The organism is Brevundimonas sp. UBA2416, from assembly GCF_002343105.1.
Classification (GTDB): Bacteria; Pseudomonadota; Alphaproteobacteria; order Caulobacterales; family Caulobacteraceae; genus Brevundimonas.
Genome location: NZ_DDRM01000045.1, coordinates 1 through 11017, shown reverse-complemented (window position 1 = coordinate 11017; position 11017 = coordinate 1). Strand labels below are relative to the sequence as shown.

At 64.6% G+C, this 11017-nt stretch carries 11 protein-coding genes and 1 pseudogene; 7 read left to right on the top strand and 5 right to left on the bottom strand.

Translation table 11 applies throughout. The features are described from left to right. Positions 1-1688 (bottom strand): FAD-dependent oxidoreductase (locus B3E43_RS14495; RefSeq protein ID WP_292030738.1); only part of this gene is annotated, 1688 nt, incomplete at its 3' end. A gap of 289 nt (positions 1689-1977) precedes the next feature. On the opposite strand from B3E43_RS14495, the pseudogene B3E43_RS16260 reads away from it, so the two are divergent. The 6 genes and pseudogenes from B3E43_RS16260 to B3E43_RS14465 all read left to right on the top strand — a co-directional run. Continuing rightward, positions 1978-2274: pseudogene (locus B3E43_RS16260) on the top strand (MarR family winged helix-turn-helix transcriptional regulator); the annotation flags it as partial. A 21-nt stretch (positions 2275-2295) separates the two neighbouring features. Then, entirely contained in the window at positions 2296-2517 is a 222-nt protein-coding gene (locus B3E43_RS14485; protein ID WP_292030734.1) for a hypothetical protein, read from the top strand. A gap of 174 nt (positions 2518-2691) precedes the next feature. Beyond that, positions 2692-2889, top strand: coding sequence for a carboxylesterase family protein (locus tag B3E43_RS14480; RefSeq protein WP_292030733.1), 198 nt, complete (start codon positions 2692-2694; stop codon positions 2887-2889). A gap of 245 nt (positions 2890-3134) precedes the next feature. After that, positions 3135-6104, top strand: coding sequence for a TonB-dependent receptor plug domain-containing protein (locus B3E43_RS14475; RefSeq protein WP_292030731.1), 2970 nt, complete (start codon positions 3135-3137; stop codon positions 6102-6104). A 208-nt stretch (positions 6105-6312) separates the two neighbouring features. Continuing rightward, positions 6313-6579: a hypothetical protein gene (locus tag B3E43_RS14470; protein WP_292030729.1), complete on the top strand. Its 267-nt coding sequence runs from the start codon at positions 6313-6315 to the stop codon at positions 6577-6579. Continuing rightward, entirely contained in the window at positions 6572-6964 is a 393-nt protein-coding gene (locus B3E43_RS14465; RefSeq protein WP_292030727.1) for a MarR family transcriptional regulator, read from the top strand. The genes B3E43_RS14470 and B3E43_RS14465 overlap by 8 nt, the downstream gene beginning before the upstream one ends. 65 nt (positions 6965-7029) lie before the next feature. Here the strand turns inward: B3E43_RS14465 and B3E43_RS14460 are convergent, their stop codons facing one another. The 3 genes from B3E43_RS14460 to B3E43_RS14450 all read right to left on the bottom strand — a co-directional run bounded on the left by B3E43_RS14460 (position 7030) and on the right by B3E43_RS14450 (position 9664). Continuing rightward, entirely contained in the window at positions 7030-7647 is a 618-nt protein-coding gene (locus B3E43_RS14460; RefSeq protein WP_292030725.1) for a response regulator transcription factor, read from the bottom strand. Positions 7648-7796: 149 nt separating this feature from the next. Then, positions 7797-8579, bottom strand: a complete 783-nt coding sequence (locus B3E43_RS14455) for a LytR/AlgR family response regulator transcription factor (protein WP_292030723.1) — start codon at positions 8577-8579, stop codon at positions 7797-7799. Then, complete coding sequence (locus B3E43_RS14450) at positions 8576-9664, bottom strand: sensor histidine kinase (protein ID WP_292030720.1); 1089 nt, start codon at positions 9662-9664, stop codon at positions 8576-8578. The genes B3E43_RS14455 and B3E43_RS14450 overlap by 4 nt, the downstream gene beginning before the upstream one ends. A 255-nt stretch (positions 9665-9919) precedes the next feature. Between B3E43_RS14450 and B3E43_RS14445 the strand changes: the two genes are divergently transcribed. Further along, entirely contained in the window at positions 9920-10348 is a 429-nt protein-coding gene (locus B3E43_RS14445) for a DoxX family protein (protein WP_292030718.1), read from the top strand. 437 nt (positions 10349-10785) lie between these two features. On the opposite strand, the gene B3E43_RS14440 is transcribed toward B3E43_RS14445, so the two are convergent. Further along, the coding region (locus B3E43_RS14440) for an aminotransferase class I/II-fold pyridoxal phosphate-dependent enzyme (RefSeq protein WP_292030716.1) at positions 10786-11017 on the bottom strand (232 nt) is incomplete at its 5' end.

The window sequence follows — 11017 nt, the reverse complement described above, 5'->3', positions numbered from 1 at the left end:
TGCAGGCAGACGTCCTCGTCCTTCACCATCACCCGCCCCGTTGGCAGGGCCCCGGATATGTAGAGATCCTGGGTCAGGTTGAGCGCCGGCGCCTTGAGACGGGGGCGCAGTTCTTCCTCTTCGCCATTGACGGTAAAGGTGATGCAGTCAGTCGGGCAGATATCGGCGCAGGCGTCGCATTCGATGCACAGCGGGGTGGTGAAGACCGTCTGGACGTCGCAGTTGAGGCAGCGCTGGGCCTCGGCCAGGGCCAGGGCGGCGTCAAAGCCCAGCTCCACCTCGGCCTTTACATTGGAAAGAGCCTCCGCGATCGGCAGCTGGGGCACGTTCTGGCGGTCATCATTGGAGATGTCGTTATCGTAGCTCCACTCGTGGATGCCCATCTTCTGCGACGAGACCAGCACGCCCGGCGGCGGGCGGAGCCTGACGTCGTTGCCACGGCAGAAATGGTCGATCGAGATCGCCGCGTCATGGCCGTGGGCCACGGCCCAGATGATGTTCTTGGGCCCGAACGCCGCGTCGCCCCCGAAGAAGACCTTGTCGTTGGTCGACTGAAGCGTTGTCTCATTGACGACGGGCATGCCCCATTCATCAAACTCCAGACCGATATCCCGCTCGATCCAGGGGAAGGCATTCTCCTGGCCGATGGCCACCAGCACGTCATCGCACGCGATATGCTCGTCAGGCGCCCCCGTCGGCCTGAGCGTGCGGCGGCCCTTCTCGTCGACGACGGGCGTGACCTTCTCGAAGGTGACTCCGGTCAGCTGGCCGTCGGCGTGGGTGAAGGCCTTGGGGACGAGGAAGTTGAGGATCGGGATGCCCTCGTGCACCGCGTCCACCTTCTCCCACGGTGAGGCCTTCATTTCATCGTAGCCGGAGCGGACGACGACCTTGACGTCCTCGCCGCCGAGGCGGCGGGCGGTGCGGCAGCAGTCCATGGCGGTGTTGCCGCCGCCCAGAACGATCACCCGCCGGCCGATCTTTTCGATGTGGCCGAACGACACGCTGGAGAGCCAGTCGATGCCGATGTGGATATTGGCGGCGGCTTCCTGTCGGCCGGGGACGTCCAGATCCCGGCCGCGCGGCGCCCCGGTGCCGACGAAGATGGCGTCGTAATCTTCCTTGAGCAGCGCTCCGAGGCTGTCGATACGCTCACCCAGCCGCATCTCCAGGCCGAGGTCGGTGATGTAGCCCATCTCCTCGTCGATCACGCTCTCTGGCAGGCGGAACCGCGGGATCTGGCTGCGGATCATCCCGCCCGCCCTGGCGTCGGCGTCATAGACGACGACGTGGTAACCGAGCGGCGCGAGATCCCGCGCGACGGTCATTGAAGCCGGTCCCGCGCCGATGCAGGCGACCTTCTTGCCGATACGGTTTGCCGGCGCGGTCGGCATACGGGCGGAGACATCGCCCTTGTTGTCCGCCGCGACGCGTTTCAGCCGGCAGATGGCGACCGGCTCGTCCTCGACGCGTCCCCGGCGACAGGCGGGCTCACACGGACGGTCGCAGGTCCGCCCGAGGATGCCGGGGAAGACGTTGGACTTCCAGTTGACCATGTAGGCGTCGGCGTGACGCCCCTGGGCGATCAGCCGGATATACTCGGGGACGGGCGTATGGGCCGGGCAGGCCCACTGGCAATCGACGACCTTGTGGAAATACTCAGGCGCCTCGGTGTTCGTGGACTCCAACGCATGGAACTCCTCTTCCCCCGCTCCGGAGCCCGGGTGAGAAGAACTGTCCTCGTCTACACAGGACGGCTCGCCCCACGCACGCAACAGATGCTTGAGCGGTTGTTCTAGACCGCGCCTGTGGTCCTATCCAGTGTGCCCGATAATTATTCGCCGGGTTGCTTTCATCAAGACCTTCTCCTCTCTGTCAGCCGGGCCCTACGGCGGACGCAGTCGACAAGCGGCAAGGTTGCACGCGAGACGCGAACCTGTTTGGACTGGTCCTGACGGAGGCGGAGGCTCAATCAAAATGTCGGGCGCGGAGTCGGAAGATCGGACAGGGGGGGCGTCGGACCCGTTCGAACCCCTGACGGCCGGCCACCTGTTCTTCCTGCTCCACCACGTCGTCCGGCAGCGCGAGACCGCCCTCGGTCTTGAACTGGTCAAGATGGGCCTTACGCTCAATCAATGGCAGATCCTCGCCACCCTGCGTCGGCTTGACAGGGCTACGATGGGAGAGGTCGCCGCCTTCTGCGCTACTGATCGCACGACGCTGACCCGAACCGTTGACCGAATGGTCGAAGATGGCCTGGTTCAGCGGGATCGCGACCTTGTCGATCGACGACAGGTGCATCTGGTCCTTACCGAGAAGGGGCGGGCGGTCTACGAGCGCGCCCTGCTGGACGTGACCCGCTTCAATGACCGGATCACGGGCGCGCTAAAGGCGGAGGAGGTCGAATGGTTACGGCCGATGATCCGTCGGGTTCTGGTTCACGTCCTTGAAGACAAGGACTGGGTAGACGACCTGATGGCCTTTCGCCGCATGAAGGGCGTCGGACCTGCGGCATGAGTTGAGCCTGCGATCCAGGGGCCTCAGACGCGGCGCAGGACCACCATGAAGCCGCGCATACGGCACGGTCGCCGCGGCTGACGCCAGCTTGGGAAAGCCGTCCGGGCAATCGACAGCTGCGGCGAGGCAAAGCCGCTATTGGCCAGCCCGGGGCAGGTTCCGGTACCCAAGGTCATGGTCTGGATCCACGGCGATGCCTGGACCGGCGGCGCGGCCATGGTGCCGGTACATGACGGGACAGCCTTCGCTCGCCACGGTGGGATCCTGATCTCCATCGGCTACCGCCTCGACATTGAAGGCTTTTCGCCGATCCAGGGTGTGCCGACCAATCCGGGTATGCGCGAGATGATCGCGGCGCTGAAAGGGGGTTAGGTCAGTAATAGAACATAATGAATCCTGATAACGATAGAGTAAAAGCTACCAATTACGCGGACGTAATTCTATTAAGTTGTGACGTAATAGAGACAACATGACATAAGTATTGAAGACCAGTTGTAATCGAAGCGCGCCTTGTACCACGATGCGAGCGTTGCAGGATCGCCGTGAGCATTGAGGCTCGGGTGTCACTCCGGTTGTCGCTCAAGCGGCAGCAGCATCGAACAACGAAAGGACGTCCTTTGAAAAATCCCAACAACCGGCAGAGACTGCTGGCCAGCACGCTGCTGACCGGAGCTGCATTCCTGGTCATTTCCGCCCCGGCCATGGCACAGGACACGCCGCAGGATGCAGAGCTTGACGATGTTATCGTCACCGGCTCGCGGATCCCGCAGGCAAACCTTGTCACCACGAGCCCGGTCACCCAGGTGACGGGCGAAGACATCGATGTTGCGGGGGTTACGCGTGTTGAGGACCTGATCAATCAGCTTCCGCAAGCGTTCGCCGCCCAGAACTCAACCGTGTCAAACGGAGCCTCGGGTACGGCCACGGTCGCGCTGCGCAACCTCGGCTCGTCGCGCACCCTGGTGCTGATCGACGGCCGCCGGATGGGCTACGGTTCCCCCAACGATGACGCAGCCGACCTGAACCAGATCCCGGAACAACTGGTCGAGCGCGTTGAAGTCCTGACCGGCGGCGCCTCCGCCGTCTACGGTTCGGACGCACTGGCCGGCGTCGTCAACTTCATCATGAAGAAGGACTTCGAAGGCCTGCAGGTCGACGCCCAGTACGGCTTCTACCAGCACAACAACGACTACGACGGCGTCGGCAATGTTCGCGCGGAAATCGCGCGTCGCGGCCTTACGAACCCGGGCCAGTTTGTCCTGCCTGAAGACGACGTCTCGGATGGCGAGAGCCGCTCTGTGAACATCATCATGGGCGTTTCCGCCCCCGACGGACGCGGCAACATCACCGCCTACGCCGGCTACCGGAACAACAATCCGGTCCTTCAGCGGGATCGTGACTATTCGGCCTGCGCTATCGACGCGCCGGCCGCCGCCACGCCGACGACCTTCACCTGCGGCGGATCGGGCACGTCCTTCCCCGGCCGCTTCACTGATTTCGCGGGTGGGTTCAACTCCACCCTCGGCACGGGACGCACCTTCGTGCCGTTCAACGCCGCCACCGGAAACTACAATTTCGGCCCGCTGAACTATTATCAGCGCCCCGACGAGCGCTACACCCTCGGCGCCTTCGGCCGCTATGAGCTGAACGACCAGGCCGAGGTGTTCGCCCAGCTGATGTTCTCGGACTACAAGTCGGTCGCCCAGATCGCCCCGTCGGGCAATTTCTTCAACACGGCCGAGATCAACTGCGGCAACCCGCTGCTGGGGCCTCAACAGGCCGCGACCATCGGCTGCACGGCGGCGGACATCACGGCAGACAACCGCCGGACCCTCTACATCGGTCGCCGCAACGTTGAAGGCGGCGGTCGTCAGGACTCCCTCAACTACACCTCCTATCGCGGCATCGTCGGCGTTCGCGGCGAGATCTCCCCAGGCTGGAACTATGACATCGCCGCGCAATACTCGCGTGTCGCCCTGGCCCGGACCTATCTGAACGACTTCTCCGTGACGCGTCTCGGCCGCGCGCTGGATGTGGTCGATACGAACCCCGGACCCGGCGTCACGCCGACCTGCCGCTCTGTCGTCAACGGCACCGACCCCAACTGCGTCCCCTACGACGTGTTCATTGCCGGTGGGGTGACCCAGGCGGCCCTCGACTACCTGCAGATCCCGCTGATCCAGACCGGTGAAACGACCCAACAGGTCGTCACCGCCGCCATTACGGGTGACACGGGCTGGTCAATGCCGACCGCGTCGCGCACCGTTCAGGTCGCGTTCGGCGCCGAGTACCGCCGTGACGCCCTCGATACGACGACTGACGCGACCTTCCAGACCGGCGACGGTGCTGGTCAGGGTGGACCGACGCTCGGCCTTGCCGGTGACACGGATGTCGCGGAAGTCTTCGGCGAGTTCCAGATCCCGCTCGCCGATGACCAGCCCTGGGCCTATTCGGCATCGATCGACGGCGCCTATCGGCGTTCCGAGTACGAAAACTTCGGCACGGATACCTACAAGCTCGGCGCCGACTATGCGCCGATCGAGGACATCCGCTTCCGCGCCAGCTACTCGCGCGCCGTCCGGGCTCCGAACGCCATCGAGCTTTTCACGGCTCCCGGTTTCGCCCTGTTTGACGCGGATCGGGATCCTTGCGACGCAACCACCGGCGTCGCTCCGGCGTCCTGCTTCGGCACCAACCCCTGGCAGGTGACCGCCGGCCAGTCGACCAGCGGCGCCCTGCGTAGCCCCGCCGGTCAATACAGCCGTCTTAACAGTGGCACTGCGACCCTGCGTCCGGAAGAGAGCGACACCATCACCTATGGCGTCGTCTGGTCGCCGTCCTTCCTGACCGGGTTCAACATCTCGGTCGACTATTTCGACATCCAGATCGACGATGCGATCCAGCCGTTCAACCCGCTGAACACCCTGGACTCGTGCTACATCTCGGGCGACGCGGCGGCGTGTGCCCGCATCACGCGTAACTCGAACGGATCGCTGTGGACCGGCAGCGGCGTGGTCAGCGACCCGAACACAAACATCGGCGGCTTCGGCACAACCGGCATCGATGTGAACGCCAGCTACAGCTTCGATCTCGAAGACCTGGGCATGGCGAATATGGGTGGTCTCCAGCTCAGCTACGTCTCGACCATCCTGTCGGAGCTCGTCACTGACAACGGGGACTCCGTCTATGACTGCGCCGGCTTCTATGCGAACCAGTGCGGCATTCCGAACCCGGAATATCGTCACCGCGCCAGGGTCAACTGGGCGACGCCGTGGGAACTGGACCTCTCCGCGACGTGGCGTCATTACGGCGAGGTGGAGATCGCGGTTCTGAACCGTGCAAACGGCTCGCTGAACAACGGGGGGAATCGTATCGATCGCTATTTCGATGCGGAAAACTACCTCGACCTCGCAGCCGTCTGGCAGGTCATGGACACCGTCACGGTTCGCGCCGGGGTGAACAACGTCCTGGACAACGATCCGCAACTGTCCCGGAGCGTTGGCACGACGGGTAACGGGAATACGTACCCGCAACTCTACGACGCCATGGGGCGGTACGTGTTCTTCGGGATTACGGCCAACTTCTAAACCCTGCTCCCCCGAGCAAACTGGGGCGGCGGATCCTGGGATCCGTCGCCCTTTTTTGTTGTGCAAGCGCGGCGAGCCGGGCGGGCCGCTCGTCAATGGCAGCGATCAGCCGGCCCGGTGTACGGGTACATCGCAGCACCTTCCCTCACCGCTCGAGGCCCGCGATCAAAGTGGGCGGCGCTTCAGCCGCGCCTGTTGGTTGGATGACATGAGCGCGACCCTTGTCGATCACCCGCTGCGCAACAGACTACGCCCGCCCGGCGAGCCCATGCGATACCGCGCCACGATCACGATCGATTTTGAGGCTGGCGACGAGTTCGAAGCGCAAGACGAGAAAGCTGCAATCGAAGCGGCTTTCGCAGCCAGCCAGCTGGTCCGGAAAAGCGCGCAACTGGACTTCAGGCGCCGCAAGCCCCGGGCGCGTCCCCGGCCGGGCGCGCCGGGCCTGATCATTGCGGCCTATGCCGATGACTGACGGGCCGGGGCGGCGGCGCAACAGTCTGTTGGCCTGCCTGACCTTTCTTCGAAAAAGCGCGCCGCAAATCACCATGTCCGAGATGCTGGTGTTCCTGTATGTCGCCGAGAACGCGGGCATCCGGATCAAGGAGCTATCTGAGCTTATGGGCACCACCCCGGCGACCGCGTCGCGTGCCGCGCGAGCCCTGGTTTCCAGAGGCGATCTCGGGGCGCTCCCACCCGGTCTGGGTTGGCTTGTGATGGCGTCCAACGACCGTGAGAAAATCTCGCGGCATCTGTATCTGACGCCGCTGGGGGTAGCGATCGTTCAGCGACTGGACACCCTGATCGGACGCGCCCAGCTGATTGGCGCCGCGGAGGCTCCGTCCTTTCGGGTTGTCTGAAGCTGTGACTCGGATCGTCCCGTCGGCAGGGCCTCGGCGCGGTAGAACGCGTGTGGGCCGCTGCCTTACCCGGCCATATCCGGCCCGGCGACCCGACAGAGGTCGGCGCGTCGCGACACGCCGTACAGCCGAAAGAGGGCCATCAGGTGATTGCGAACCGTGAAGTGCGACAGGCCGAGAGCCTGCGCGATCTCCTTGTTGGCCAGGCCCTTTCCAAGAAGGCTGAGGATCTGAATCTGGCGCTCCGTGAGGCTCCTTTCCGCCGGTGAGCCAACTCCGGAGGCCTCGACCCCCGTCGCCCGGCAGTGACTCCAGAGCCGTGTGAGGGTCTGGTGCAGGCGTTTTTCAGCGACCGGCTTGGTCAGGTAGTCTGTGGCTTGAAGGTCGAAGGCCTTGAGGGCGTGCTCGTGGTGCGCTGTGACAAAAACGAATTCCGGACGCCATCCCTGCCACCGTTCGAGCGCCGTGAGGCCCGAGCGTCCGGGCATCTCGATGTCGATGAACACGGCATCGAGTGGCAGCCCGCGCCCTTGCGACAGGATCGCCTCCGCGCTCCCGCACTCGATGAGGATCGTCGAGGGAGGACTGTCGATCCTGCCGAGAAGCCTGCGCAGCCGGGAGCGCGCAATGGGCTCGTCGTCAACAATCGCGACGCGCAGGGCGGGGGCATTTGTCGTGTGCATGGTCCGTCTCCGGACGGGACTCAGCAGTACGCGTGCTCCGGACCGCAAGCAGGACTCGATTGGCGGCCCGTTACGTTCTGCGAACGACATGAGCAGACCGGAGGCGACGAAGCCTGGCTGCATCATGCGCTGCAGATGTCAGGCGACCCTCACGGGGTCCGGGTGAGCTTTCTCATGCGCGACAGATAGGTTCGTCCGACCCGTAGCTCGGTGCCGTCCACAAGCACGGCGACAAGGGCGGCGAACGGCGCGGCCTTGAGGCTGGCGATCTCGTCCCTGCGCACAATTGAGCTGCGGTGGATCCTTACAAAGACGCCGGGATCCAGCCGCCGCTCGAGACTGGCCAGGCTCTCATGATGGAGAAATTTCCCGCCGGCGGTATGGATGCGAACATAGTCGCGCTCTGCCTCGAACCGGACGACCCGATCGATGGGCACGCGGAGAACGTCGCCCCGGGTACGCACCCAGAACTCCGACGCTGTGGCGCCGCCACCGGCCACCTCGACGCTTCTCCGGAGCGTCCGGACCGTCTCCAGCAATTCCTCGACCCGGTCCTGGCTCGTCCGACTTTCCACGGCGAGCGCCGCCCTCCCGACAGCCGCGCGAAGACGGGCCGGCACGATCGGCTTGGTGACATAGTCGATCGCCTGGGCGTCAAAGGCGCGCAGGGCATGATCGTGGAATGCCGTGACAATCACGACGGCAGGCAGGGGAGGGTGCAGGGTCTCGAGGAGGGCGAAACCATCTCCGCCCGGCATCTGTATGTCGAGCAGAAGGATATCGGCGGGGCGGGCCAGCAGTGCGGCGTGCGCGGCGGTGATGTCGGCCGCTTCATCGATCTCCCCGACTTCGGCACACTCGCCAACGAGCCGAATGGCGCGACGCCGGGCCAGCGGTTCATCATCGACAATCAGGACCCTGAGACCGCTCACAGCAGAACCCAGGGCAATTCTACCTGCGCGCGCCAGCACCCGGCACGAACCGGCCCGTATGAGAATCTGCCTTGCGTCCCGAACCGGGTGCGGATGCGCTCCGACACATTTCTGAGTCCGATCCCGGCGCCGGATCGGTCGGTCACCGTCCGGTCGGTCACCGGCATGTCATTGTCGATCGTCACGATCAGGCGGTCGTCGACGCGGGCTGCGGTGATCAGAATGGTCACGGGCCCGTTGGTGGTGCCCACGCCGTGCTTGATCGCGTTTTCGACGAGGGGCTGCAGCAGAAGACTCGGGATCAGCGCGTCGCCGAGCGCGGCGGGCACCTCGATCTTGAGATCCATCCGGTCGCTGAACCGTTCGCGTTCTATCAGCAGATAGTCCTCCTGCAGCGCCAGTTCATCGGCGAGGCGGACATCCTGCACCGGATCAAGCGTCAAGGTCGCCCGCAGGAAGTCCGACAGGGACAGCACCATGCGGTTGGCCCGGTCGGAAGCACCTTCCTCGATCAGGCCCGCGACCGAGTTCAGGGTGTTGAACAGGAAATGGGGACTGACCTGATAACGCAGGGCCTGCATCTGGGCGGCAAGCGCTTCCTCCCGGACGGCGGCGAGCTGACGTTCGCGATCGCGGGCCTCGTCGCTGTAGATCTGGGCCACGGAAAGACATGACCAGCCGAAGAACAGGGCGAGGCCCTCGATCATGGAGTAGCCGATATAGACGGGATCGACCGGCACAGGCTGGGGATAGACAAAGGCCATGTGAATGAGGTGGTCCACCAGGGTGAAGAGCGGCGTCGCCGTCGCCGCCATGGCGAGGCAGACCAGCGCACGGCGGCCGAAGGATTGACGACGCAGCTGGTACAGCAGGGCCGACATGCCGGTCGTGACGATCGCGCAGAAGCACAGCAGGATCAGTTTGCCGAAGAAGGATTCGACCGGATCGACGCCCGCAAGGCCCCAGAGAACCGTGTTGATAGCCAGGAAGCAGGTCAGATAGGCTGCCCCCAGCCGCCATGTGGCCCTCCAGGCGCTGCTGGAGAGGAAGCAGCAGTCGGTGCCGGCTTGCAGGGTCATGGTCATGACCCATTCTCCGGGATCGGAGGCCCCCCCGTCGAGTGGCGCTCGTCGGTGCACAGCCGCCACTCGTCGAATTCTCCGTCAGTCTGTCCGGTCGGGGGCGCCATCTGTCGGGTTCGCGGCCCTGTGCTCGTTGAAGCTGTCATACCGCCGATATAGCCTCGCTTCCTATGCGGCGGCCCTGCACTTCCTATGCGGCGGCCCTGCAGTGGCAAGGTTCCACACCCGTCGCGCCGCCGGCTCTGCAAGGGACGGCCCATGACATTCCTCGCGCTTGATCGCCATTTCCTCTCTCGCGAGCGCGCGTTTCAGGTGGCCCGGATCGGCACGGCCGGTCTGTTTCTTGCCCACGCCGTCGTACGTGTCGTGAACGATACGATTCCGCAGTTCGCCGGCTTCATGGCCAGCCACGGCTTTCCGCAGCCGACAGCCGTCGTCTGGGCCATAACCGTGATCGAGTTGATCGCCGCGCTTTGCCTCGTGGTCAGGTTTCGGGTCTCCTGCGCCTGCGCCTGCGCCGCCCTGGCTCTGATCGCCATCGGGGGAATCGTGCTGATCCACGCCAAGCTCGGCTGGTTCGTCGGTGAGCACGGAACGGGCGGGAGCGAGTTCAGCGTTGCCCTTCTGCTGTTGCTCTACCTCATCGCGATCGACGACCGTGCCTCGAAGGCGTTGCCTGGCAACTGAGCTCTCAAAGTCGAACCCGCCGATGGGGCGAGAAGGAGCGAGGCATGGTTGCGGCCGGGCTAATGTACGGGTTCAAACGCCATCGTCAGGGCGAACATCAGCGATCTCCTTCGGTGGAGCGGATGCCGCCGATCGCTTTGGGTCGCGAGACGTGGGGGAATCAACGTCCGGCGATCGGCGGCATCATGTGGGAGACCAACGGGTCGCCCAGGTCACTCTGCCGGTGGCGCCTCCTCCGCGGCAAGTACGGGCCGTGCACCGGTGCATCCCGGCGCAACCCACGGGACGGCGCACTCGGCCTCAAGGGGCCTTCGATCGTCGGTGCGCATCCATGTGATCAGCGCTGGCGACGGCATGACCAGGAGACGATGGGCCCGAAAGGGTCGCTCCTGGTGCGCCTGCGACAATGCACCGGCCCGGGCCGGCGACGGGCCCGCTCAGGCCGCCGCGGGCAGTCTTGCCACGTTGCAGTGGGTCCACAGCCGGTCCATGGCGCGGACGAGGTCGTCCATCATGGCGTCGGTGTGGTTGGGCGACGGTGTGAAGCGCAGTCGCTCGGTGCCCTTGGGCACGGTCGGATAGTTGATCGGCTGGACATAGACGCCGTGCTCTTCCAGCAGCATGTCCGAGATCATCTTGGTGTGCACCGGATCGCCCACGAACACGGGC